Origin of the sequence: Bradyrhizobium sp. RT6a (assembly GCF_040547675.1) — a bacterium.
Classification (GTDB): domain Bacteria; phylum Pseudomonadota; class Alphaproteobacteria; order Rhizobiales; family Xanthobacteraceae; genus Bradyrhizobium.
In genome coordinates this window covers 321,258-346,634 of sequence record NZ_JBEPQC010000006.1, presented here as the reverse complement: position 1 = coordinate 346,634, position 25,377 = coordinate 321,258, and the positions used below count along the sequence as shown (strand labels likewise).

At 58.5% G+C, this 25,377-nt stretch carries 23 protein-coding genes and 3 pseudogenes; 15 read left to right on the top strand and 11 right to left on the bottom strand.

The window, feature by feature from the left end; translation table 11 throughout:
• Positions 1 to 55: 55 nt before the first annotated feature.
• From ABIC03_RS29230 to ABIC03_RS29180, 11 genes are all read right to left on the bottom strand, one after another.
• Entirely contained in the window at positions 56 to 1,093 is a 1,038-nt protein-coding gene (locus ABIC03_RS29230; protein ID WP_354063225.1) for an EscU/YscU/HrcU family type III secretion system export apparatus switch protein, read from the bottom strand.
• Positions 1,090 to 1,905 (bottom strand): type III secretion system export apparatus subunit SctT, encoded by an 816-nt coding sequence (gene sctT / locus ABIC03_RS29225; RefSeq protein ID WP_354063165.1) that lies wholly within the window; start codon positions 1,903 to 1,905, stop codon positions 1,090 to 1,092. Before sctT ends, ABIC03_RS29230 begins: the two co-directional genes overlap by 4 nt.
• Positions 1,906 to 2,063: 158 nt before the next feature.
• Entirely contained in the window at positions 2,064 to 2,339 is a 276-nt protein-coding gene (locus tag ABIC03_RS29220) for an EscS/YscS/HrcS family type III secretion system export apparatus protein (RefSeq protein ID WP_275173712.1), read from the bottom strand.
• Between the two features lies 1 nt (position 2,340).
• On the bottom strand, positions 2,341 to 3,006 hold the full coding sequence (sctR, locus tag ABIC03_RS29215) for a type III secretion system export apparatus subunit SctR (RefSeq protein WP_283018032.1): 666 nt from the start codon (positions 3,004 to 3,006) through the stop codon (positions 2,341 to 2,343).
• A complete protein-coding gene (gene sctQ / locus ABIC03_RS29210; protein ID WP_474424084.1) occupies positions 2,999 to 4,114 on the bottom strand; it encodes a type III secretion system cytoplasmic ring protein SctQ in 1,116 nt (371 codons plus the stop codon). Before sctQ ends, sctR begins: the two co-directional genes overlap by 8 nt.
• On the bottom strand, positions 4,111 to 4,647 hold the full coding sequence (locus tag ABIC03_RS29205; RefSeq protein WP_354063160.1) for a hypothetical protein: 537 nt from the start codon (positions 4,645 to 4,647) through the stop codon (positions 4,111 to 4,113). The genes sctQ and ABIC03_RS29205 overlap by 4 nt, the downstream gene beginning before the upstream one ends.
• Positions 4,623 to 5,930, bottom strand: a complete 1,308-nt coding sequence (sctN, locus tag ABIC03_RS29200) for a type III secretion system ATPase SctN (protein WP_474425303.1) — start codon at positions 5,928 to 5,930, stop codon at positions 4,623 to 4,625. The genes ABIC03_RS29205 and sctN overlap by 25 nt, the downstream gene beginning before the upstream one ends.
• Positions 5,931 to 5,974: 44 nt before the next feature.
• A complete protein-coding gene (sctL, locus tag ABIC03_RS29195) occupies positions 5,975 to 6,598 on the bottom strand; it encodes a type III secretion system stator protein SctL (RefSeq protein WP_354063156.1) in 624 nt (207 codons plus the stop codon).
• Entirely contained in the window at positions 6,595 to 7,215 is a 621-nt protein-coding gene (locus ABIC03_RS29190) for a nodulation protein NolU (RefSeq protein ID WP_354063154.1), read from the bottom strand. Before ABIC03_RS29190 ends, sctL begins: the two co-directional genes overlap by 4 nt.
• Positions 7,216 to 7,253: 38 nt before the next feature.
• The gene (gene sctJ / locus ABIC03_RS29185) at positions 7,254 to 8,102 is read right to left on the bottom strand and encodes a type III secretion system inner membrane ring lipoprotein SctJ (RefSeq protein WP_354063152.1); all 849 of its coding nucleotides are present in this window, start codon (positions 8,100 to 8,102) and stop codon (positions 7,254 to 7,256) included.
• A gap of 9 nt (positions 8,103 to 8,111) precedes the next feature.
• Positions 8,112 to 8,603, bottom strand: coding sequence for a nodulation protein NolB (locus tag ABIC03_RS29180; protein WP_354063150.1), 492 nt, complete (start codon positions 8,601 to 8,603; stop codon positions 8,112 to 8,114).
• 192 nt (positions 8,604 to 8,795) lie between these two features.
• Here ABIC03_RS29180 and ABIC03_RS29175 point away from each other — a divergent pair, with 192 nt between their 5' ends.
• The 15 genes and pseudogenes from ABIC03_RS29175 to ABIC03_RS29100 all read left to right on the top strand — a co-directional run bounded on the left by ABIC03_RS29175 (position 8,796) and on the right by ABIC03_RS29100 (position 25,140).
• Entirely contained in the window at positions 8,796 to 9,467 is a 672-nt protein-coding gene (locus ABIC03_RS29175; protein WP_474425301.1) for a nodulation protein NolW, read from the top strand.
• Between the two features lie 551 nt (positions 9,468 to 10,018).
• Entirely contained in the window at positions 10,019 to 11,791 is a 1,773-nt protein-coding gene (locus tag ABIC03_RS29170; protein ID WP_354063221.1) for an HrpF/NolX family T3SS translocon protein, read from the top strand.
• A 918-nt stretch (positions 11,792 to 12,709) separates the two neighbouring features.
• Positions 12,710 to 13,015, top strand: a complete 306-nt coding sequence (locus ABIC03_RS29165) for a hypothetical protein (RefSeq protein WP_354063148.1) — start codon at positions 12,710 to 12,712, stop codon at positions 13,013 to 13,015.
• Positions 13,016 to 13,165: 150 nt separating this feature from the next.
• On the top strand, positions 13,166 to 13,318 hold the full coding sequence (locus ABIC03_RS29160) for a hypothetical protein (RefSeq protein WP_279689903.1): 153 nt from the start codon (positions 13,166 to 13,168) through the stop codon (positions 13,316 to 13,318).
• 113 nt (positions 13,319 to 13,431) lie between these two features.
• Complete coding sequence (locus ABIC03_RS29155) at positions 13,432 to 14,325, top strand: SctD/MshK family protein (RefSeq protein ID WP_354063146.1); 894 nt, start codon at positions 13,432 to 13,434, stop codon at positions 14,323 to 14,325.
• A gap of 33 nt (positions 14,326 to 14,358) precedes the next feature.
• Complete coding sequence (locus ABIC03_RS29150; protein WP_354063144.1) at positions 14,359 to 14,898, top strand: hypothetical protein; 540 nt, start codon at positions 14,359 to 14,361, stop codon at positions 14,896 to 14,898.
• Between the two features lie 2 nt (positions 14,899 to 14,900).
• Positions 14,901 to 15,329, top strand: coding sequence for a histidine kinase (locus ABIC03_RS29145; RefSeq protein WP_354063142.1), 429 nt, complete (start codon positions 14,901 to 14,903; stop codon positions 15,327 to 15,329).
• A 9-nt stretch (positions 15,330 to 15,338) separates the two neighbouring features.
• The gene (gene sctV, locus ABIC03_RS29140; protein WP_354063140.1) at positions 15,339 to 17,426 is read left to right on the top strand and encodes a type III secretion system export apparatus subunit SctV; all 2,088 of its coding nucleotides are present in this window, start codon (positions 15,339 to 15,341) and stop codon (positions 17,424 to 17,426) included.
• A gap of 102 nt (positions 17,427 to 17,528) precedes the next feature.
• Positions 17,529 to 18,044, top strand: a complete 516-nt coding sequence (locus ABIC03_RS29135) for a tetratricopeptide repeat protein (protein ID WP_354063138.1) — start codon at positions 17,529 to 17,531, stop codon at positions 18,042 to 18,044.
• Positions 18,045 to 18,344: 300 nt separating this feature from the next.
• Positions 18,345 to 18,500 (top strand): annotated as a pseudogene (locus ABIC03_RS29130) (phage integrase N-terminal SAM-like domain-containing protein); the annotation flags it as partial.
• A gap of 77 nt (positions 18,501 to 18,577) precedes the next feature.
• Positions 18,578 to 19,000, top strand: coding sequence for an IS66-like element accessory protein TnpA (gene tnpA / locus ABIC03_RS29125; protein WP_354063136.1), 423 nt, complete (start codon positions 18,578 to 18,580; stop codon positions 18,998 to 19,000).
• Entirely contained in the window at positions 18,997 to 19,350 is a 354-nt protein-coding gene (tnpB, locus tag ABIC03_RS29120; protein ID WP_354063134.1) for an IS66 family insertion sequence element accessory protein TnpB, read from the top strand. Before tnpA ends, tnpB begins: the two co-directional genes overlap by 4 nt.
• Before the next feature lie 125 nt (positions 19,351 to 19,475).
• A pseudogene (gene tnpC, locus ABIC03_RS39315) lies at positions 19,476 to 21,018 on the top strand (IS66 family transposase).
• A 155-nt stretch (positions 21,019 to 21,173) separates the two neighbouring features.
• Positions 21,174 to 21,576, top strand: a pseudogene (locus tag ABIC03_RS29105) (helix-turn-helix domain-containing protein); the annotation flags it as partial.
• A gap of 822 nt (positions 21,577 to 22,398) precedes the next feature.
• Complete coding sequence (locus ABIC03_RS29100; protein ID WP_354063130.1) at positions 22,399 to 25,140, top strand: Ulp1 family isopeptidase; 2,742 nt, start codon at positions 22,399 to 22,401, stop codon at positions 25,138 to 25,140.
• The last annotated feature ends 237 nt before the right edge of the window (positions 25,141 to 25,377 follow it).

Genomic DNA, 25,377 nt, shown 5'->3' with positions numbered 1-25,377 from the left:
TCGTGATCGCGCCGTTTGCAGATCAGGTTGTGCAATTGGGGGCGTGCGCGCGAAGCTAGACCACGCCTACAGCAAAGAGCGCTTTTGCAATCCTCTCGAAGAAGTCGATCGGAACGGCCTTCCCCAATGCTGCCTTTTGGATCAGCTGACGCGTCAACATGTCGTCCTGGACAATGCTGAGATGCAGCGCCCGCGCCTGACCAAGCAAACGTGAAGCAAGTTCGCCCTCACCGCGACAGACCAAGACCGGAACACCAGTCTCACCACGAACATAGCGCAGCCCAATCAACATTGCGGGGCCGGTCAGGATCAATGTGGCCCGATGAATACCGAGCGGCGACTCGTTCGCCGACTCGCGCCGGTGCCGACGGTGTTCATTCTTTATGTGAGGATTGCCTTCCTGTTCCTTTGACTCGCGCTTCGCTTCGCTCTGCGTCATGCGCATATCGCGCAAGAACAGCCAGCGCTGAAGTAGAAGATCAATCAAACCGCCGATCAGAAAGGCGCCGGCCGCAATCTCGATCAGAACTTTGAGCTGGTTAAAGACAAACCCGAAGCAAGCCAAACCGCAGACGGGCAAGTACACAAGCGCTTTCCAACTTGCGACCACAACAAGAAGAAGAGTTCCACCGAGAAGCAATACTTTGATTAGTGACTTGCCGAGCTCCACAAGTGATCGCTGAGAGACAATCTTTTTCAACCCTTTGACGGGATCCAACTTCTCAAAGCCTGGTTTCAACGGCTCCATAGAAAATGTCGGCCCGCCGCTAGCCAGAAGACTGGCCAGGATAGCCGCAATCACCACCGCTCCGATGATTGGGGCAACTGCCGCAATAAAAATTTCCATCAATCCGACCAGCGCCTGCCGGACCGCACTGTTGAAGGGCTGCGCCTGCAGCTTATTGACTAGCCGCACCGCTTCTTGCCAGCCGTTTTCAATCCGGCCCGCTCTAACGCATAGGCAGCCGAAACCCGCGCAAATGCTGACGGCGGTGACAAAGTCGGCGCTGCGCGGACTCTGTCCTTTCTTACGCGCGTCCCGCAGCTTCTTGGGGGTTGGTGGTAGCTTCTTCTCTTCGCTCACGCCGTTTATTTCAAGAACTTCGCGAGCCATTCCAGCACGCCGTTGAACTGGACGATCTCCGCGCCCATGTATTCGATGAGATAGACGGTGTAACTGATCATGATGATGCCAAAAGCGACATTCTTGATGGTCGGGGAGTGATCGTTGAGCTTGATTTGTGGCGCAAAGCGCCCGAGCAAGATGAGGGATACCTCGATCAGGAGCAGTAGGGCCGTGACAGGCCCAGAAACCAGCAGGGTCGTATGCATGATATGGTCGAGGAGCGCTACAAATTCCGTTGCCCCTTGCAGCGTCAGGGTAGGAAGTAGCTGATATGTGGGCCAGATTAGATAACTATCGTAGAGGCATCTGACCATCGTCTGCAGACCTCCAGACACAACGAAAATCGTAACCGCAGCGGTCCCGAGAAAAAGACCTGTCGCCGAGACTTGGCTGTGGGTCGCAGGATCGTCCACCTGGCTCGAAACACCTCGCTGGGTGTCTATGATCTCACCAACCGCCTGGATGCTCCATAGTGGTATACCGAGCAAGATGCCGATCAGCAGGCCGATGAATATCTCCTTGAGACCAATGAACGCGACGACGATCATACGGGTGCCTGGATCTAGCGTCTGCAGGCCATCCTTGATATGCGCCAAGCATGGCAGTCCTATCACGAGCGCCAAGCTACCGCGGATCATCCCGCTCATGTGCAGTCGCGTAAATACGGGAAGCACTAACGTGATGCCTAGAGCGCGGGCTGCACCTAGGCCGGCCGCAACAACTAAGTCCATAGCAGTCTGGATCAGTGTTTGCGTCTCGGTGGGTGACAAACCATGCATTTGAGAATCTGCTAGTCGCTTGCTTCGGCCAATGGAACAGGCCCCGCTCGCCCTGCCCTGATGTTAGAAGTCGAGAATGCCGCAAATAATCGGCTGGGTTCGCCCCATCGACGGCAGATGGCGTACTCTCGCGGAGACTTTGCCCTGCCTTCCACACGCTAATACTTCGCTGTGAGAGTGGGGAACTCAGCGAAAATATGCTGGGCTTGTTCAATAAGCGGGGCGCTCAGCACTGGAGAAAATAGAACCAGCACGGCGACGACGACGGCCAGCTTCACGGTGAGGGGTAAGGTTTGATCCTGGACCTGCGTTGCCGCCTGGATGATGCCAACGCCCAGTCCGGCCACGAGGGCTGACAGGAGCGGTGGCAGAACCCAGATCATGAATAGGACAAGCGATCGGCTGAGGTGAGTGAGTATGTTGGCTTCGTCCACCTTAACCTCCTGGCGTTGCGTAACTTAAGACTAATCCGTGCATGAGCAGCGACCAGCCATCGATCGTGACGAATAGAAAGAGCTTGAAAGGAACAGATATTAGTGTTGGTGAGACCATGGACATGCCCATGGCCATCAAGATCGTCGTTACAATCAGATCGATCGTGATGAATGGAAGATACAGAAGGAAACCGATTTCAAACGCACGCTTTAACTCCGAGATCAGAAACGAGGGTACAAGAATCGCAAAATCATTAGCCGTAACGTTGCCGCGCATCTCCTCAGACCAGACACGTTCTGTCGACGACAGGAAGAATGTACGCTGCTCCTCGTTTGTGAATTTCTTCAGATGAGCGCGTAGTGGTTCGCTGCCTTCCTTGGCGGCGGTCACCCAGTCATCGAGCGTTTCGTAGTGAAGTTGCCGCTCGGTGACGCGGTTGTAGGTCTGCTCAAATACTGGCGCGCTAATGAATACGGTGAGGATCAATGCAGCGCCATACAGAACGATGTTTGGGGGGATGGATTGGGTGCCGAGCGCGTTGCGAACCAGGAAGAGAACGACGGAAACCTTTATGAACGCCGTTGTTGTGACGACTGCCAAAACCAGAAGGCCGAGGCCCACCGTGACCGCAAGAAGCGCAACGATACTTGGTGGAAAGTCAATCATTGACCGCCAACCTGCCACGCAACCTGATGGCCAGTTCTTCACCGACCCGAACGACGTCGCCGCAGCCGATCAATTGGCCATTGGCAAGAATGTCGACCGGGCTGCCAAAGCGGCGACCAAGTTCGAACACATGCCCTTCGTTGATGCTTCTCAACGTGCCCAACGGGATAGGCCAGCGGCCGCATTCGAACACAAGCGTGATCTCAACACTGTCGATGTCGGCTTCGGAGGGAGGAATCAGTTGCTGCGCTTGGCGCTTTGTCATCATATGTGCTCGCTTTAGAGGGTGGGGTTGCAGGCGGAACGGCCCCCGCAGGACCAGTGTGTCACCGGTGACCTGTGCCGGAGCCCATAACCTGTCCGCGGTGAGGATGACCTCGCTGCCGGCAAGGGGAATGACGTCCGGCAACAGTGCGTCGCCCGCCTGTGCTTGACGAATCAGTGCGATGGACACGCGCAGCGAGCCAATCTCCGCTGCTATAATGACAGGCAATTCCGGAGAAAGCGCGCGCGTCTCGCGCGGCAATTGGCGGAGCAACTCGCCTAAGATTCGGAACGCGGACGGAACCGGACCGTCCAGGGACGGGAATAGGAATAGGCGAGCCTTGCCCGTGAGCGGCCCGTGGGCGATCTCGAGTTCCAGATAAGGGCCGTGCGCGCTTGCTTCGGCGATGCGTGAGAGTTGCAACTCCCGCGCGAGCAGCGCTTCCAGTGGACAGAGCAAGGATTCGAGCGCAAGTTCGAGAAGGAGCGAACGGGTAGGCTCGGACGGTAAAGTGAGGCCAGGCTGCACCGTCGCAATCAGTGTCTCCACAAGCGGGCGGGGCAATGACAATACGGCCGGTTCACTTCCGACGCGAAATACGCAGTCAAGCATGGCCAGGGCAGACGGTTCCGCCTGCCACACAAGCCGGTTCATACGAATGGATAGCGGCTTTTCGCCAAGGCGGCTCCGCAGAACTATGCGCGGCGCGGCAATCTCATTGAGCCACAAGATCACGCCATGGGACAGGAGTAGAGACGGCTCGAACTCTGCAAGTCCACCCGGGGTATTTGCCGAAGTGATTTCTATACGACCACATTGTCGCGCCAGAGAGCCAGCCATCAAATTGAAACGCCTACCGCTTGGCTATGTGAAGCACCTTGATACGGGAGCAACTGATCATCGTCCGTTTCGATTTCGGCTGCGAACTCCAGACGAGCATCGGTCGTGCGCTGAACATCGCGCTCGATCTGTCGCCATTTGTGGCTCGCCGCCGCACGCTTGGCCCAGAGAGCGCGGGCTGCGACAACCGCCGTCTGGGCCTGCTCTTGAGCGATGCGCGCCTGCTCAAGCGCCTCCCGCCTCGATGCGATCTCGGCTGTGAGCCGTCCAATGACCCGATGGAAGCGATGGTCGAGTTCTGTGACGGACATCGCACCGACAGATGCCATTTCCTGGTAGAGTTGATCTTCGACGCTTGCGCGGTGTTTCTCGGCGCTTGCAAGATCGCTGGAAGCTCGCTCCACGGCTTCAAACGCAATGCGGCGCTTGTCTTCAATATTGGACAGCTTACGAAGCACGCTTCGCTCTCTTATGTCCTTTACGAGCCGTAATTTCGACGCTTCGACCGGTTTCAGGCCGTCAGACGCGACATCCATGTCACGGTCTCCTCAAAATTGGAGGGCTCGTCCTGGCCCTGGCACACGAATTTCCGCAACTGCTCGATCGAGGCGATTGCCCGGTCAGTTAGCGGATCGCTACCCGGCTTGTATTCACCGACCTTGATCAAGAACTCCGCCTCATTGTAGCGTGAGAGCAGTTCACGGAAGAAGGATGCCGCCTTTCGATGTGACCCAGAGACGACCGCATCCATAACGCGACTTCGGCTCGACAGCACGTCGATGGCGGGAAAATGTTCACGCGACGCGAGCTCGCGTGAAAGAATGATATGACCATCGAGAATACCGCGCGATTCTTCGGCGATTGGATCGCCCGTGCCATCACCTTCGACCAGCACGGTATAGAACGCCGTGATCGAGCCGCGCTCGCCCATACCGGCACGCTCCAGCAGACCAGGCAGAAGCGCAAACACGGAGGGAGGAAATCCGCGCCGCGTCGGAGGTTCTCCTGCGGCAAGGCCTATTTCGCGCATTGCGCGGCTAAAGCGCGTCAATGAATCCATGATCAGTAGGACGCGCAGCCCTTGATCACGAAAGTACTCCGCGAGTGCAGTCGCCATATGAGCACATTGCACCCGCTCCATTGCCGAGCGGTCGGAGGTCTCAACGACCACAATCGTACGATCGAGATCCTCTCCGATATGACGCTCGATGAATTCACGTACCTCACGTCCACGCTCTCCCACAAGCGCAACGACGGTCACGTCGGCGGCCGCGCCCCTTACAATTTGCGACATCAGGGTCGACTTGCCGCAACCGGCATCTCCATAGATTCCGATCCGCTGGCCTTCGGCGCACGTCAGAAGTCCATCCAGCACGCGAACGCCGAGCGGAAACGGCCGCTCGATGCCACGCCGCCTCATTGGATTGGGCGCCCTGCCGCGGAGCGGGCGAGTGTGGGCCGCCTTTATTGGCCCCTTGCCGTCGAGCGGACGGCCGGCACTGTCAATCACGCGGCCAAGCAAATCGGGTCCAACTGAAACTTCACGGATTCGCCCGGTCGGAACCACTTCCGCGCGGTTGGACAGGCCTATCGTTTCGCCGATAGGCGTCAGCAACACCCCGTTCGGCAGCAGACCGATGACCTCGGCCTCAAGTGACCATCCAGTGCCATGATCCTGCAACACACAAAGTTCCCCAACACGTGCCCCTGGCAATACTGCATGAAGCAACGTGCCGATCGCCCGTGTGATCCGTCCGCGCACCGCGCGCGTATCGATCTGCTTTGCTGTAGATTTCACAGCTGACAACTCGGCGCGCACAGCCGCTTCGACAAGCCCATCGTCATAGGATCGTCGTAGCGTGGTCACGGCTCGCGTTCCTGAGAAGACGGGGCAAGGCCAACACGTAGGATACGCAGCTGCGCGGCAAGCCCTAGATCGACATTGCCAAACGCGCTCCACAAAACGCACTGATCCGGCGTCAGAGCCGGGTCCGGGTCAATTGTAAGTTTCGGCCGACCATTCCTTCCGTCGAACGCTGCGAACTCGCGGATCAGTGCATCGGCTTTCACAGGCGACACATGAAGACACACTTCCGCACTGCCATGTGTCCGATCGATCGCATGACGAACCGTCCTCACCAAGATCTCGCCGGGATCGAAGGAACCCAGCACGTCGTCCAAGATATCGAGGACGAGCTGCGGCAACTCATGTTCCAGAACAGCTTTTCGGCGTGCCAGCTCGCAAGTAGCCCGGGCAACCAGCTGCGCCATTTCGTCCGAACCTGTCTTCCGACCCTCGGAGTGGCCACGCGCCCGCTCGCGCTCATAGGCTTTTCTTGCCCAGCTGCGAACCTGGCGCAGATACCGCTCCGCTAGCGCCCGGGTCTTTAGCGCATCAAACCAGACCCCGAGTTCCGCGGCTGGTATAAGTGGGCCGACCGGACGAATCTGCGGGTCTGCTGGCAATGCTTGATCGTTGTCGGTCATGCCGTTGGTGCCTCCATGGCCAGATGGGCCATCACCAAAGACAGCAATTGGCCTGCCGCCCTGTGGTGTTCGATGGCTGGAGCTTCCGCGGCCGTCCCCACAGGTAAGCGGAGAAGAACGCGCTTACGGTCAAGCTCTGAAGCTTCATCGAGCCAAGCACCAAGACAGGCATATCCGTCGTGTTCAATTCCTTGCGAAAGTCGTTCCGGATCGAGAATCGACGTAGTAGCGACTGCGCTGGACAAGTTTCGGATACCGAAAGCATGTGCTTCCGCACCGACATTTCCGATCAGAGTTTCCAGATCACGCCTTGACACGAGCTTCAGCAATGAACGGGCATGCCAAACACTGCCAGCGAGCAGGGCGGCGCGATGCGGATCATAGCCGAGCAGAACGTCCCTGCCCCAGTTACTTCCGTTCCAGGCCCCTTCATTGCCTACCGCCAATTCGGCCAGTCTTTCCTGAAGCCTGACACTCCTCTGCAACCGCAGCACCGTGGGCGTTGACAGCAGCGCATCAAGACGGGCGGCAAAACGGCTCGGATGCATCACCGCAGCAAGTTCGCGCAGGCGATCGGAATGCGGATGAGGTGAATGATTTGGCTCGTTGGATGGCATCGATACCCACACTGCATTCCGTCTATCTTGCACAGAGCTCAATTCTTGGCCGACGGCTTGGGCCGCGAGTACATGGTCGAAGATCCGCCGAGATTTCCAACTTTCCGCGATGATCGACTGAACTGCATCCGTGTGCTCAGCAACATGTAAGATAGAACACCCAGCGCGGCACCCGCACCTCCGACCCCGATCGCAAACAAGGGGGGCGACATGAACTTGGCCGGTTGAGCCGAAGCAGCTGCTGACGCTGACGACAGCTCATGCTGAGCCCGCTCAACCGGCACGAACACGACCGCCACCTTGTCATATGATAGCCCTTCGATGCTGTTGGCGACGAGCATCTTGATCTGCGGTAGCAAGGCTGAGAGCCTCACATTGGAGCCATGTCGGATGAAAACCGACGCCGAGGACGGGGTTGCATCCTGTCGCAAAAGGTCATTCTTCGGCAGAACAACATGGACACGGGCGGAGAGTACCCCATCGATATCGTTGATCGTGCGCGACAACTCTTCACTTAGGGCGTAAACGTAGCGGGCGCGCTCTTCAACCGGAGAGGCAACAAGACCAGATCCCTTGAACACCTCCCCGAGGTTCTTGAACGTCTGGCGCGGCAAGCCCTCGCCATTCAGCAGGTCGATCGAGAAGGCTAGCTGCTTTTCTTCCACCTGAATCGTGCTGGTCCCATCCTTGGCGACGATGCGGACGGCATCGACACCCTTTCTGAGGAGAAGCGCAAGCATTTCGTTGGCTTCACGCTCTTGTACCTTGGTATAGACATCTGCCTTGCAACCGGCCAGGGAGAGCAAGACCGGCAACGCCACAAGAATATGAAACCGCCTTCCTACGCTCGCGCGACGACCGATCTTTCTATGCGGTAAAACGCTCATCAATGGCTGTCAGCCTGCCGAGAGCAGCTTGTTCAGAGACGAGCTGGCAGCGCTAGTACATTTGGAGATGAGCGAAACCTCAGTGACGCTATTGTAAACATCCCGCAGATTCGCCAACGTCGATTCGAAATGGTCTGCACCTTCCAGGTTTCCGACCGGGTGCACCTCGAATTCATGAGAGCGCAAGATAGGTTGCGCTGCCGGTCCATTCGCAGGAGTCGGCTCGCCGCCGACCGCCGAAGGAAATGATATGCCTCGATGCATTGCAGCAAGATTTCGAAGGATACGATCGCCAAGGGGGCTTACCTGCGTGCCTGCACGCTGAGCCTCCGACACTGGCGGAGCCAACGTGTTATCGATCATCGGAGAGGCGGCATCTTGATTTGAAGCCACCTGCGCAAGACTCTCGTGAAACTGAGCCTGCGTCGATGAACAAGCCTCGGATAGACATTCGAGCGGACCGGCGGAGATCGGCGTAACGCCAAGCATCATGGACGACATCGTTGCTCTCACGTCATGAGATTAGCCGTTCGACACCGTGAACGGCTCAGCACCCCTAACGAAGCGAGCTGACCAGAAGCTGACGAGTATCAGGAGCACAGTCGTCTAAGATCACGCTTGGCCGCGCATTTGGGACGAATTCTCGGCCTCCACCTTTGTGACGAATTTCGGTGCTTGTTCACTAGCGGAAAAATACTTGGAGTGCTCATCATCGCCTGGAGGCTGCACATCTTGAAGAACCTCTTATATATCGGAGCTTTTATTCTCCTGGGGCTCGTTAGAGCGCTCGGCGCTCCCCTGCCGCTGCCATCGGCACCTTATAGCTACACGGTTCTGGACCAGGACCTTGCTGCTGCACTGCAGGAGTTTGGCAACAATTTAAATATCCGAATCAATGTTAGCACCGAGGTAAAGGGGCGGATTCGCGGGCGAATGCTGGATCTCGCGCCGCGAGAATTCCTCGAACGCTTAAGCAAGCTCTACAATCTTCAATGGTACTACGATGGACTGGTGCTTTACGTGTCTGATGCGCACGAGGCGCAAACCCGCTTGCTCGTCCTGACTCCAATCACCTTCGAAGCATTCAAGGCGGCACTCGATGCTCTCAACATCTCGGATGAGCGCTATTTTGTGAGACCTGCAGCAGGAGATGGCCCAGTCTTCGTTTCTGGTCCGCCTCGGTTTATCGCGCTTGTGGACCAAACGCTCAAAAGCCTGCTGGCGGAGGCACAGGCGCAGCGAAACCCTACGATTGTCGAAAGGCCGCCGCAGCAATCGGTTTTGATGTTGTTTCGGGGGTCGTCGAGCATGGTCATTCGTGATGGACGACCGGAGAGCCCTCCTTTGAACGAGGCGTCGCATTAACACAGCGCGGTTCACGCGGCTGGTCGAGCCCGGAGATGAGTTGATGCAGCGAGTGGCTTACAGCAACTCAAGGCGGTCTCTGTGTGCGCGCTATCAGCTTTGGAGGGGCAATGCTGCCAGCTTGAATGCGACTGGTTGGACCGGGAATCCGCGGAGCGTCGCGATCGACGTACAGGTCAGGCCACGGACGCACGAAGCCGAGGCGGACCCGAGTAGTTAATTGGAACGCGGTCGAACGCAAGAAGCTAGCGCCAAACATGTCTTGAGAATGCACGACAGCTTTCGGAAGGGCGTCTTTCATGACTCATCCCGAGTTCTTGCGGACCGTCAGCTTCTCGACAGCTAATCCCTTGTACCATAGGAGCGTGAAAATCTAGCCGGCGATGCGCCGATAGATTTGTTGCGGAACTGAGCGCTGAGAAGCACTGAGCAACCTGACGCACCTGACAGGAGCCGTTGAGCTCCGCGTAGCATTGCTTCTTGCTCGTTGTGTCACGCCCTCGGCTGCGCCACATGATCAACTTGTGCCGCAATCTCACACCAAAGGATGTATATCAGTGAACAACCTATTACTGAATTCCAATCCAACCACGGCGTTGTCCGGGCTTGCTCCGGGGCTCTCGTCGCTGCCGGAGCGTTCAAGCTTCGAGGCCGTGCTGGCCAGCTACTCGTTGGAGGACGCAATAGGCGATCATTCGGAGCCGCCAGAGTCCGACCAGCAACTAACGGAGGAGCTCGTGCAGGAGGCGCTGCATATCCTGCCTCCGACTCTCACGGTTGCATTGGCCGCACCTGCGCAGACCAGGGAGTCATCCTCTGTTGCGAGCGCCAGTGTTGCAACGGCGCCTGTACCCAGCTCAAGGATAACGTGGAACGGCGGCACCTTGACCAACGCTGAGTTGCAGATTGTGTCGGTGCTGAACCGTCACAAAGACAAATGCCCGCTCGATTGGGAGTCCCTTTCAGATTTGGCCAACGATCCCTCCACGCCGCCGGATCTGAAGACGGCGATCGGGGCATTACAGCAGGATCCTGAGCTCTTCTATGCAATAGGCTCGCAAGGCGACGGTCACTGTGGCGGGAAGATCAAGGCAGGTGATCTCTCGGGCTTTTCCCACCATCACGCACAGGTTGCCGCATTCCAAGAGCAGCAGGCGCACAGCTACCAGCAAAACTACATTCCATCCGACGGCACCGGAGACGGCCAGCCGTCAGTTATGACCGAGTGTAATGCGTTGCGCGAGCTCTATCGGTATTCCGACAGTCTGCCCAAGAATCTCAGCCTCGCCGATTTCAAGCAGATTGTCGATGGCGGGGCAAAAGCCGGAAAAAGCCCGCCGCAGGTTCTCGCGGCCGCTCAATACTTTCTCAGCCACCCTGATGAATGGAAACAGTTGTACGGTGGCTCGATAGATAAGGTCCACAAAGAGGACTTCCTGCAGGTTGCCTCATCATCGATGAATCTCACGCAAACCGAGCTGGATACGCTGGACACAATCAATACAAATCAAGACGCGTTTTTCGGGAAGGGCGACCTGACTCAGGACAAGCTAGCGAGCATGGCCGATGACAAGAGTCTAGCCCCCGAAGTGCGAAAGGCTGCCTCCCAGCTGCTCTCGGATCCGCTGTTGTTCGGGTTGATGAATAATTCGATCACAGGCTACAAGGCCCACCATCAGTTCTTCGACTTCGGCGGAGGCCATACGGTCGATTCCGGTAATATCAGCAATAACGACTTCACTCACTTTTTCGAGAACATGTCGACTGCGAACCGCACCGCGCATCAATTGAAGACGCATGTCGCCCAAACGGCGGGCGAGCAGTCCGCTGCCGCGGACATGATGATGGGAGCCGCTGATCAGCCCGAGATCAAGTCTCCCAAGAAAAACGGCGGCGCTTTCATGCATGTCGTTGACGGCGTGCTCAAGGTTGTCCCGAAGGTGCTCGACTGGGCCGCAACCGGAGTTGGTTTACTCGGCTTTATTCCAGGCCTTGGCGAATTGGCCGATCTCGCGTCAATGGTGCTCGAGAGCGAGGCGCAAGCAGCAAATCTTCTTCACACTGCTATTACCGGTGGCAACATCAAGCAAGCGTTGGAAGAAGCGGGCATCAGTCTTGCGTCGCAGGTGGTGGGCTGCCTCGGCGGCCCCGAGGTCAAGCTAGCCATGCGCGAAGGCTTAATGAAGCAGGCAATTCAAGAAGCCGCGACGGCTGGCATCAATCTGCCGGTTTCGATCGCACAGTCCTACGCGGAAAATTACTTGAACCAGCTGAAGGAACGCATTGAGTCCGAGCGCATGCAAGCTGCGGGCGCCAATAGCTAGTTGGAACGACGCTGCCGCCTCAGACCGTGCTGTAAGCTATGCGAACTTGCGGATCCTCCGATTGGCCGGCCACCACCTACCGATTAGTAGGTCCCGCAAGCTTTGCCTGCACGTTCGAACCCGCCGCGCGCACGCAGACACTTTGTCGTGTCGATCTTCGGCCCACGATGTGGGCCGAAGGTCCGATACACGATCAGCCTCAGTTTCATTTCGCGGCCGCGAAAGTTGCATAGGCCGGCATCTGGCTCCAATCGGACGGGCCGAAGTTATCGACGCTTGACCTCCCACGAGAAAGCCGGATCGACGTCGGCGAGAATGCCGGGCTTACAAATGTGAGACCGAGGGCACATTAGGCCGCAGGTGCAGAGCTGGGAGGCGCCGAACGCCGCCGCGCGAGGCGTAGGCGTCCGCCCGCGCCGCGAAGTGGGATTGACCGCATAGCTCTAAGGCGTAGCAGCGCTGAGGGACCGCTGTTCGCGGCCGGCTCGTCTGAGCACTGAATACCTTAGGGTCGTATTTGATGGGATCGAGGCATCACCGCCGCCTGAGGAGAAGCAATCGCCAAAGAAGTGACCTGTCGTAGGGGAGCTATTCCGGCGCCTCGGTCTCAGCACGTTGGCGTCTTCGGTCCTGGCGCTGCGATTCCGCTCGTTGAAACTCTACCTTATGAAGAAACAGAGCGCGGGATCAATCGCTACCGGGGAAAGCATGGTTTTCCTTCACAAGTTATCTGGTCTCGAGTGTCCGCCAGCGCACTGCTGAGATACGATTGTTGATCGGAACGCCCAAGGAGACGAATTCCCATCGACTTATTGCATTCTCCAAGTCTCGTCAGGTTATCGAAAGCTAATGCTAGCACAATGATGATAGTGGAGATTGCCGTCATCGGCATGATCGAATTTAAGATAGGAGAACGCGATGCGCATTCAGTCAAGCGCTGCCGCGCACGTTGATACCGATCTCCGTGCGGCCCGAGGCGACAAAAGCGGCTCGCACACGCCCGGCACGCATGAGGATGATGGTGCGCCACGTGCGCATGATGATGGCCGATCGTCTGGTACGACCAGCCCTGTAAATGGCGCGTCCAGTCCGGACGATAACTCGCAGGATGCGCGTTTGCAGCAAGCGTTCACCGCTGCTCTCGCGTCTGTTGGTCTCCAACTTGTAAGTAATGCGTCAGCGAGCTTCGACGAAGCCATCGCCGAGACAGAGCAGGATTCCTGATGTTGGACTTGCGGCGTCAGGATATAGGAGCCGCTAAAGCGGCAATGTTCGACAAATAGGAGAAATGGTATGACTGGCAAGACAAGTGCGACTAATACCTCGAGCGCAGGTGGCGCGGCTGGTACGGCTCTCGCTGGAGCATCTGACGCGATGACTCAGGTCGCGGCACAGGCAGCTTTCGACAAGCAGCTCGCCGCTCTGACTGCCGTTAGCACCCAGGCGGCCGAGAGGGATGTTCAGCTTCGCACGCTTACAACGTCGCTTTCGACGATCAAGAAGGCGGCTGATGAGCGGGTGCAGTAACGGACTGTGGGACGACATCGTCGTCCCACTTTTCGGATGTGAATAGTCAGCGAAATCGAAATTAGCCGTGCGGCATTGCCGTACGGCTGCTCTCGCTGTTAAGGAGGCCGATTGTGCATGAACCGGACTGCCCGCATTTCGAAGTGCTATCGGGACTTTATTCAGGGCTGACTGGCAAGGCAGGGCCTGGATCGAACCTTATTGGCAGTGGCTTTGATGCCGATTTCGTCTTCATCGAACAAGGTCTCGAACGGCAACACCTTCGCATCACCCCATATTGCGATTCAATTGAGATCGAGGCCCTAGCCAGTCCAATCCGCGTCGAAGGTCACGAGACAATTTCCTTAAATGAGCGCGTTGTTGTTGCTCTCCCAGCCGTTATTCATGCGGGCGCAATGTCCATTCGCTGGTCGATAGAGGGTTCCAAACGAGCTGGCTCTATCGACGGCTGGCGTGTACCGATTGCGGTACTTGCGATCGTCCTCATAAGCTCCGTCGCGATCGGCACAGTCTCAACTCTTTTCGTCCACACCGACACCGCTGCGGCGCTCAGCACCGATTCGCTCCCGGCCGTAGAAGTTGCGCCCAAACCGGCGTTCGGCGCTCCTGATGCTCTGACGACCGATGCAGCTGCCGAACGGCTGCAAGAGGAGGTTGATAGAGCGGGCCTTCTCAACATCAAAGTCGGTTCTCGGCCGGATGTTGTCACCGTTCATGGCACCATTACGCCCGCCTCTGTTACAAAATGGCAGGACGTCCAGCAACGGTTCGATCACCATAGTGGTGGCGCTTATACGCTCCTCAACACAGTAGCGGTCAAGGAGGAGAAGATGCCCTCCTCAATTGCCGTTCAGGCTGTATGGCGCGGAAAGGATCCTTATCTCGTCATTGGCGATCAAAAGTACTTCTCGGGCGCGCTGTTGAATAATGGATGGACCGTTGATCGGATCGAGGAGGGACGCGTGCTGCTGAGCCGTAATGGCCAGCTTGCTGCCCTCCCCTACTAGAGTGTCACCCTCGCAGGTAAGAAGGAATTTATCATGACTAGGCTGCCCCGGCATTCTGTAGAGCTTGGCACCTCTTTTCAGAGGGTCGACCTCGGCGATCATACACCTGCCGCTCAGCCGACCATCTCTCAAGCCGATGGCATCGAGATCGAGGCGGCGCAAGTAGATGATGGCAAGAGGCACGCGCCATCTTTTCGGGATAGGCCGTCGCAGGATCTGCCGGTTGGGGCCACAATCGAGCCCGCGGTGGAGCTTGACTCTGTCGATCCAGTCTCGCGCGTCAATTTCAACATGACGCGCGGCCAAGTAGGTGAGACCGCGCCATGTTCAGAACTGGCTCGGTTAAATGGCCCCAATCTCGCAGGCAACCTGCTCTCGTTCGTCACACCTCGCTTACGTCATTGGGACGTCCTGCGTGCAGACAAACATGGCCTTCTTCTCCAAACTCTGGCTGTTGCGCTGTCGGCGGCGCCAGAGGATTCGGTGTCACCTGAAGGGATAGGTGTGCTGCAGCAGGAGCTGCGGCGGCTAGTTCTGCTCCGGCAGAATCAGAACGGCTTAATCAAAGGCTAGCAATGGTCGAGGTTGACCGGGGGCAACACCTCACGCGTATTCCACCGCCAAACGTGTCCAAAGACCGTGAGGTGCCGCTGATCTCCGAACAGGAGCTTGAGTTGCTCTGCGCGCTTTCCTATGTCCACCTCGCTTGCGGGAACAGCGCCGAAAGCTTGGCTCTGCTGCGATTCGTAGCTCACGAGCGCTCTCAGAACGTCGACCTGCTGCGCATTCTGGCCTACGCTCTGGTCTCAGAGGGCAGCGGCCATGAAGCTCTGACGGTATTGGAAAGGCTGGACAGTGTTGACGGCCAGCCGTCTTCGCGCCTGCCTCTGATGCTCTTGCGCAGTCACGCCCTGCGCAAGAGTGGCCGCATGGCTGAGGCGCGAGCCACCTTTGCACGCTATGTTTCGTTGCGGGGCAGCGCAACTCGGTTCGAACAACAATAGGGGCTGCTCATGGCCAACGTCCTACGCAACCTTATTGCGCGCGCGCCGGCCCATCCGGACTTGATGGTCGCGTTGGTTCTGCTTCTGGCGATCGCCCTGATGATCATACCGATCCCGATCGTAGCGATCGACACGCTGATCGGCTTCAACCTTGGCTTGGCCATATTGCTGCTGATGGTCGCTCTGCATCTCAACACGCCAGTCGACTTTTCGTCCTTGCCGGGCGTGATCCTTATCTCTACCGTCTTTCGTCTTGCGCTTACTGTCGCAACGACGCGGCTGATTCTAGCTGAGGGTGATGCCGGTAGCATCATTCACACGTTCGGCGACTTCGTCATATCAGGCAACATCGCCGTCGGAATTGTCATATTCCTAATCGTGACGATGGTGCAGTTCGTGGTTCTCGCCAAGGGCGCCGAACGGGTCGCAGAAGTGTCGGCGCGCTTCACACTCGATGCGCTGCCCGGCAAGCAGATGGCGATCGACGCGGAGCTGCGCAACGGCCACATCGATCAGCACGAAGCCCGCAGCCGGCGCGCCGTGCTTGAGCAAGAAAGCCAGCTTCACGGCGCCATGGACGGCGCTATGAAATTCGTCAAAGGTGACGCCATCGCCGGGCTGATAGTCATCTGCATCAATATGCTAGGTGGGATCAGCATCGGCCTGCTTTCCAGGGGAATGTCGCTCGATGAGGCGCTGCATCAATATACGCTGCTGACCATTGGTGATGCGCTAATCTCACAAATTCCAGCACTGCTGCTGTCGATCACAGCCGCAACTATCGTCACCCGCGTCAACGGGCCCACCAGGCTCAAACTCGGTGCCGATATCGTCAACCAACTTACAGCGAGCACACAAGCACTACGGCTGGCCGCCTGCGTGTTGCTTGTGATGGGATTCGTGCCCGGTTTCCCCCTGCCTCCATTTGTTATCCTGGCCGCATTCTTTGCCGGCGCAAGCTATTTCAAGGTTGGTGCGCAAGGCGGGAAGATAGCCGCCAAAACGGACGCACAAGCCGAGAAGCAAACCGTCCCTACGGAGGCACTCCCGATCACGCTATTCCTCGCACCCAATCTGACACATGCAATCGATAAAGGGGAGCTCGAGCAATGCATTGGACGCGTTTCGGCGCTGGTCTCAGCCGATCTTGGCATCACCATTCCACGCATCCCCGCCCAACTCGATCAGCGCTTAGCCGAATCGGAATTTAGGGTGGATGTCGAAGGAGTCCCAGTTGAAGCGGATTTCGTTGATCCGGCGCAGCTCATGCTTAACGATGACGTGGCGAACATTGAATTGAGCGGGATCCCGTTTCGGCAGGAGCCGGACACAAACCGGATCTGGATCGAACAAGAGCATGCGCCGGCTCTCAAAGCCGCCGGAATAGGGTATCATAGTCCGAGCGAACTCGTCGGCTTACGCGTCCATTCGACATTGACACGGTACGCACAGCGCTTGCTGGGCATTCAGGAGACGCGTCAATTGCTCAACCAGATGGAGCAGGAGTACGCTGATCTGGTGAAGGAGGTGCTACGCACGACGCCGGTTCCCCGGATCGCCGACGTCCTGCGCCGCTTACTGGACGAGGGCATCCCCATTCGCAACACCCGCCTGGTGCTGGAGACGCTGGCCGAATGGAGCGAACGCGAGAAAAGTGTCGTGCTGCTCACCGAATATGTTCGCTCCGGTCTGAGGCGGCAGATCTGCCATCGCTATGCCAATGCCCACCGTGTGGTGGCCGCCTTTATCATCGAGCGGGAGACTGAGGAGATCGTGCGTGGTGCGCTGCGTGATACCGCTGTTGGCCCCTACCTCGTTTTAGAGGATTCGCAAACCGAGGAGCTGCTTTCCCAATTCCGTCGGATCAATGCAAGCATCGCATCGGGTCAGAGCCGGCCGGTCATTCTGGGTTCAATGGATATCCGGCGTTTCGTCCGCGGTTTTCTCACCCGCAACAGTATTGATCTACCTGTTCTGTCCTACCAGGATCTCGCCTCCGATTTCACGATCCAGCCGGTTGGATCCGTCACACTCACGGAAACCAGGGAGACGGTTCCGTCAGCGGAGCGTCGCGGCCCGGTGGCCGCGGCCGGTTGATAGAGCACAGCAGTTGATCGTGGGATGGACCTGATGAGACAACCACAAGCAGGGCAGCAGCAGCGCTCCGTTGGCGCGGGCTCGTGCTCTAGGCTCCTCGCAATGCTCGCTGTTCTGCTGGTCGGCGGTTGCACTAGCTCGAATAAATCAGCTATTGGAGTAGCGGAGGCGCCAGGACCAGAGTTATCAGCTACCAAGGATGTAGATCCTTCCGTGCGCGAGCGCGTTGCGCACGCATTTTACCAGGATGCTGGTGAGGACACTCTGCGCGCTGCTTTGAGCCAACGGCCCGGCAACGTTGATGTTGCGATCCCTCTTGCGCGGACCTTACTGGCGCGAAAGCACACGGATGAGGCGCTTCAGATACTGGACAGCGTTTTGATTGCCACACCCGGTGATCTGCGTGCACTGAACGCGAAAGCCGTGGTCCTCGACACCGAGGGACGCCACTCTGAGGCACAAGCGCTGTATCAACGTGCACTTGCAACGGAGCCAGACAACGAGATGTTGCGCAACAATCTGAACCTTTCGCTCGCACTCAATGGCAAAGCCGACAGCGGAAACGCCAGTTTGCGGGCGCCATCCGACGAGGCTCATCCGTTGATAGACTGGAAATAACCAGCGCCTCAGACATGCGCTGGCATCGCTAACCGCCGTGAGCAGCACGTCGGCTGCATCGTCTCCATCCTATTTGCCGAGCACGGGTTGCAGTGCCCTTAGTACGGATTGTCTGTTTTTCAGATGCGGAGGCATTTGAGATTGCAGGGATTTGGGGGTCGAGAACCCCAAACTTGCAATTTCGTTTTGTGGATTGAACGAAGCCGCTGCCGCGGCGTGAGGGGCAAGGTAGCGTAGATCGCCTCCTGGCTGAGAGGATGTGGGTGTTGGAGCCCATCCCCCTCAGACAGGAGTATCGAGATGGCCGATTTGAGCCCTCTTCGCCGCCGCATGATCGAAGACATGACCGTCCGCAATCTGTCGCCGGCGACGCAACGATCCTACATCAGCGCGGTTTCGAAGTTCAGCCGCTATTTTGGCCGATCGCCTGACCGGTTAGAGCTGGAAGACGTCCGTAAGCGCGAAGCCGATACCCTTGCTTCAGAATTCGAATGAACGTGCGAAGAAGCCTCCGACTTGGACGGAGGTTTGGGATGGGATTGGACAGCAAAAAGGACGTCCATTTGAACGGCTCGTCGGTAGGGCCGGTGAGCCGGCTGGAGGTCCTTGAAGGACCGTCGGGACGCCGCGTGCGTTCGGAGGCTGAGAGAGCTCGGATCGTCGCCGAGAGTCTGCTACCCGGTGCCCAGGTGTCAGAGGTGGCGCGCAAGCATGGAGCGACGCGCTGGCAGATCTACGATTGGCGACGGCGCTTTCGACAGCGAGGCATGTTGCCGCCGTGCGAGGCGTCGCAGCCGACATTCGCGCCGCTGGTCGTGGAAGGTGCGTTAGAGGAGCGTCACGTTCCGGCGATCAAGCTTGAGATAGCGATCGGCGATGTCGTGGTGCGGACGGACACGGCCATAGATGGCGAGCAGCTGTCTCGGGTGATCCGCGCGGTACGAGCGTCACGATGATCGCGCCCGGTGCTGATCTGAAGATTTACATGGCGACGCGGCCGATTGACTTCCGCTGTGGCCATGATGGGCTTGCTGCGAAGGTGCAGGAGATGCTTCGTCTCGATCCGTTCAGCGGTGCAGCCTTCGTGTTCCGATCGAAACGAGCGGACCGGATCAAGATTTTGGTCTGGGATCGAACGGGCCTGGTGTTGGTGCACAAGCGCCTCGAATGCTGCAAGTTCGTTTGGCCAACGATCGCAGACGGCGTGATGCGCATATCGCCGGCGATGTTCGCAGCCCTGTTCGAGGGGCTGGATTGGAGGTTGGTCCGCCCGCAAGAAGCGCGGCGTCCGCAGGCGGCGGGATAACTGCGGCAGAGTGACTCGGAAGGTATTTTGCACGTGACGCACGCGGCGGCGGTGTGCTCGAATTAGCACATGATCATCGCGGCGCTGCGCGACGAAAATGAACGACTGAAGGCGCTTTTGGCCTGATGCTCGCTCAAGGCCGCCTGCGTTTGCGGGGGGCGCTGGCGGCGTCGGAGGAAGCGCGGCGTCGGCTGGAGGTCATCCTCGGCGAATTGCGACGCGAGAAGTTCGGCGCGAAGTCCGAGAAGCTGCGGCCAGATCAGTATCACTTGCCGCTGGAAGACGTGGAGATCGCGCAAGGCATCCTGGACGCGGCGCAGGAGAGAGCCGAGGCTGTGATCCAGGGCCGATCGCGGAGTGTGCCGGATCAAGGTTCTCATCGCAATCGCGGCTGCTTGCCTGCCCATTTGCCTCGGGTGGAACGGATCATCGAGCCTGCGAGCACGCTCTGTCCGTGTGGTTGCGGCGCCATGACGAAGATCGGCGAGGACGTCAGCAAACGCCTCGACGTGATCCCGGCGCAATGGCGCGTGCTGGTCACGCGCCGCCCGAAATACATCTGCCGCCGCTGCTCGGGCCGTGTCGTGCAGGCCCACGCGCCGGAACACGTCGTGCCTGGTGGACTGCCGACCGAAGCGGCGATTGCGCACGTGATCGTCTCCAAGTTCGGCGACCATACGCCGTTTTACCGTCAGGCGGAGATCTATACGCGCCAGGGGATCCGACTTGATCGGGCGACACTGGGCAACTGGTCCGGCCGCGCTTGCTTCCATCTCCAACCCGTAGCGGACCACATGCGCCGCCATCTGGAGAGGGCAGATCGTCTGTTCATGGACGAAACCACGGCACCGGTGCTCGATCCCGGGCGTGGCCAAACGAAGAAAGGCTACTTCTGGGCGATCGTCTCCGACGACAGCGGCCACAGCGGCCCAAGTCCTCCGGTCGTGCTGTTCCGATATGCCCCGGTCGCAGCGGCGCCTTCGCGGAGCAGTTCCTGCATGGCTTTAACGGACGCTTCCTGCAATACGATGCCTATGACGGTTATGACCGGCTGACCGAAGTCGCTCGACCGCAGGGGCCGTGGACGCTTGGACGCTTGTGCATTGCTGGAGCCATTTGCGCCGGCGCTTCGTCAAATTGGCCCGCAACAGCAAATCGCCGATCGCCGAGGCTGCGGTTCGGCACATCGCACAGCTTTACGCCATCGAAGCCATGGTACGCGGTTCATCGCCGGACATCCGGCTGGCCGCGCGCAAGGAGCACTCGCTGCCTATCGTCGCCGCGTTAAAGCCGTGGTTCGAGAAACAGCTGTCGATGATCTCCAGTGGTTCGAAGCTCGCCGAGGACATCCGCTACGCGCTCAATCACTGGCAAGGGCTGACCCGCTTCCTCGAAGACGGGCGCCTCGAGCTCGACACGAACCCGGTCGAGAACGCCATCCGGCCAGTCTGCCTGACCAGAAAAAATGCGCTCTTCGCCGGTCATGAAGTCGGCGCGGAAAACTGGGCCTTGCTCGCGTCGATCGTCGCCACCTGCAAGCTCAACGACGTCAACCCGGCCGCCTACATCGCCGAAACACTCGAGGCGATCATCGACGGCCATCCCGATAGCAGGATCGAAGACCTCATGCCGTGGCGATTCCGCAAAACGTCAAGCCAGTCTCAATAGGGTTGCGGCTAAGCGCTTACGTTCAATCCGGCTTCAATGAGGTCGCACAACTGCACCTGCCGCATCGCGTGGGCGCGACCTCACAGAACCCTCCAGATTCCCCTGAGGGTCGGTTTGTGATTCAAGATGTTGGCTGGGTTGGGGGCCAGCATCTGATGAGCCGACCTCTTTCCAATGATCTACGTGAGCGTGTCGTTGCCGCGGTGACTGGTGGTGAGAGCTGCCGGGCGGCGGCGACCCGATTTGGCGTTGCAGTGTCCTCGGTGGTGAAGTGGTCGCAGCGCCATCGGGCGACTGGTTCGGTGGCACCGGGCAAGATGGGCGGGCACCGCAAGCCGTTGCTGGAACCCCATCGCGCGTTCATCAAGGAGCGGATCAGCCAGACGCCGCATCTGACGCTGCACAAGCTGAAGGACGAACTGGCCGCGCGTGGGGTTAAGGTCTCGCACAATGCGGTCTGGATGTTCCTGCGGCGCGAAGGACTGCGGTTCAAAAAAAACACTATTCGCCCTTGAGCAGGCGCGCTCTGACGTTGCGCGCCGGCGTCGCCGCTGGCGCCTGATGCTCGCTCAAGGCTGCCTGCGTTTGCGCCAAAGGCGCCTTCAGGCGTTCGTTTCGTTGCGCAGCGCCGCAATGCCCATTTGACGCGCTTAGCTGCAGATCATCAAAATGCAAGAAGCGAGGCGCTCTATCACATCCTGAAACGCGGATGCAACCCAACCAGCCTCGCCACGACGGCCGCCAGAAAGGACTTGAAGCCTACGTAGCGTCAGGTTGTACAGTCTAAATCATACAGGCGGTCATCGTCTCAGAAGTTTCGTGATCGCAAGCAGGGGTTTCAATGTCTCGAGTTCTAAGGTGCGCGCGAGTCTGTTGCTGCGCAGGCCTGAATCGAAGTCGGCTCGTACGGAATGTGGGGGCGGTCAATTGAAGCTGAAGCAGCACGTGCAGTTCGAGATCAAATCGGGGCGCCTTTCCGCAGCCGGGCGGCCGCAAGTTCAATCCCGATGTGCCGGATGCCGCGCTTTCGTGCAGGGAGCGCCAACGCTGTTGCTTTCCGATCGGGCAAATATCTGTCCTTCCCAGTCTCCGGCTGTTGCGAGTGCAAGCCGCGACGAGAATCCAGGCCTCTTTCATGATGGGATCGTCGTTTTTTTTGGCGCGCGCGGCCACCTGCTGCCCAGGAGGCCAAGCGGGTTCGTCTGCGGCAGCTAAGGCTGGCGCTGGTGTGAGTAATGCGCGAACTCGGAGCGGCGCGCGACGACAGTCCTCTTATTGTTCTGGTTGCTGGTCTCGGCAATCGGCTTTCTGAAGCTGGAGTCTTACCCGAGTTTGGCTCTGGGGCAGCTATGAAGAGTCATCTCATCTAGGGAGAGTGGTATGGAACCGAGCTATAACGGTCCGAACTATCGGACGCATTGGTACGCTGACCAGCAAGAGCTGCAGCGTGCGCGGCAAGAGTCGGATAATGAGCCTGCGGGTCAAGTTGGCTTTGAGCAGCAGTTGGGCGAGCTGCAACTCGGCTCCCCTGATGAGAGCTCGGCTGAGCTAAGTTCCCCAGCGTCAGTTGTGGTCTATTCAGAGCTTCGTATCGATTGCTACAAGCGCAGCCGCGCATCCGAAGAGGACGCGCCCCTCATTTCCGAGTTCGCGCGATGGGCTGCAGGCAAGTATGCTCCCAATAGCATTGAGAAGATGATGCAACATCTGGGCCGGTTCTGCGAGTTTTTAAAGTCCAACAACTTGACACTGGCTAGCCTGCTTGAAAACCCTATTCAGTTGAAGGCCCATGCGAATGAATTTGTGAATGCGGGGGGCACAAAGCGAGTGCATGCCGCATTGAAAGCGCTTCGGAAGTCCCGCGCCGGCGGTTCTCCTCCTTCTCCGCCGCCCCTTACCGGAGACGCGCTACTCATTCGCCAGTACGCGGCAGCAGCCCGGGCACATAATGTTCCCGACAGAACCTTCGGAAGGCATGCGGATGTTCTTACGCACTTTGCTGAGTGGCTCACAACCAAACAGAAGCCATCCCTGACTTCTCGGTTTCGAACTGACGAATTAGCCGAGGACATCATGGCCTACGGCGAGGAGAATGACCACAGGGACCGCCTCTTCGTTGCCCTGAATCATCTCCGAAGGCTTCAGCCTGACGGGGGAGGGTTCGAAACACTCGGACCGGGGCCACGCGTCATGGGGCGCCGTACTTTGGGTGCTGATGAGAGCGACGCCAGCATCATCGACGGCGCCACTGAAGTAGCCTTGGGCAAGCTTAGACCCGAAGCGACTGCCAAAGAGAGGGCGCCTATCCTCAACGTCGCCAGCGGTCAGCGCAGGCTTAGTGAGTGGCTGAAAAGAGAGGGCAAGGAGACTATAGCGAGCCGACTCAACGGCAGTGAGGAGCAGGAAAAACAATTGGAGAAAGATATCTCGGAGTTCAAGCGAGACATTGGCTATCCGAAAATCAGCTTGGGGATCAACGACCTTCGGGAGTACCTACGCGGCGAGCTCCAGCACGGGCTTCATCCTCTTCATCCTCGCCGGCTTCATCCTGATGCCGACGACGCCAGCATCATCGATGGCTTGGCCAAGGAACAGCTAAGCAAGCTCGGATCCGACCCGGCTTCCCAATCGAAAAAGATATATGTGCGGAATACTGCTTCGGCGCAACGTAGCTTCAGTGATTGGCTCCGAACCACGGGTAAAGAGAGCATAGTGAGTCGAATCAACGGCAATGATCAGCAGCAACGGTCGTTGAACGTAGATTACCGGGAATTCACTCAAGCCAAACGGAACATCCGCCTGAGTTTGAACAGGCTACTCAGCCAGCTTGGGCCGTACCTACGGCTCGTCGAAGCAAACAGAGCGCTGGGAGTGGCCTTCCCTGAGCGGCCGAGGCAGGAATCGCCGCTTGCGGGGTCGAGCTTATCGTGGCCGCGAGTGCCGTCCGACTTCGGCCCCAGTGAGTGGCTGCCGCTCGCGCCGGCTTGGTCGCCGCGAGGGCTGTCCCCGTCCGAATTCAGCCTCGGTGATTTGCCGACGCCGCCTGACTTCGGTCCAAGTGAGTGGCTGCCGCTGTCGTCCGACTATGGGGCGAGCATCCGGCCAATTCCGGCCGCGCCAGCTCGGTCGTCGGAGATCTACCGCGGTCTTGATTCCCTGGTTGATCTGCCGTCTACGCCGCAGGAGATGCGTGACGATGCTCAGTCTGCGCTGGCGCCTAGCTCCGGCGTCAGATCGCCGTTCTTCATCGGGCCATCAGGCGCACCTCAGGAACTAGAGGATATCGGACATCTCGTCGGTAGGGATTGGCAGCATGGTACCCAGCCCGTCCCGGATTTCCTGGTTGATGTGCTGGACAACAGAATGCTGTTGCCGAATTTGCGCATCGTTCCACAGCCGGTCTCTATCAACGGTGAGACCTACTCGATCATGTTGGGACCGCGAGGGCGCCTCGATTCTCAATTTATCCATCATCCTCGTCCATCCTTGGCTCCGGATGCTCAGATCGGCGCGTTGGCTACGGGTGCCTCTTCTTCCCGCGACCGCAGCGGACGGGTGCTCGACACCCAGCAGTGGCTGGGCGACGAGCATATCCAGCGGGATTACGAGCTCCTGGCGCAGGAGTTGCGGGGGAGTAATCCGGATCTCGCCACCCGGACACGGTTCGTGGATCCCCTGATCGCCTTTCAGCTGAGCCATGGCGCCGATAGCGACGCGCTACGCGCGCTCCATCGCCTTGTCGATGATCGGAATGGTAACGATATAGTCGATTTCCTGTTCTTGCCAGTTAGCGATGCCAGCCCTACGGACCGCGCTCGCCGCGGCGAACATTGGTCGCTGCTGCTGGTTGATCGCCGCGATCGGGAGAGGCCGGTCGCCTATCACTACGACTCCGCCCCGGGATTCAATGATTGGCCTGCACAACGGCTCGCAGAACGGCTGGGCGCCAACCTGCAAGCCGCCAGCATGCGCCGGCAGAATAACGGTTATGATTGCGGCGTCTTCGTAGTGGATGGGACCCGAGCGCTGGTGAGCCGGATGGCGGTAAGACGGCAGGTAAGCCTGAACCTCGACAATCTCGTCGTCGATCGGCGGGCACTACAAAATCGACTGAGGGGCTGACGCCGGCTTCGACTGATCGTGCGCGCCAGCTGGTTCGAGCGGCTTCTCGCCGGCCCGACCAGAACGCGCAATCACCGCCCTCGCAGAGCATCATGGTGGCTCGCAATGTGGAGCAGATACCGGACTAAGGGCCAGTCCGCGAACAAGTGAATCGTCGTCCGTGAACAAGGTTCTAAGCGATTGAGCGGGAGTCTGTTTTTCGGATTCGAGACGGTTTGAGATTGCAGGGAATGGGAG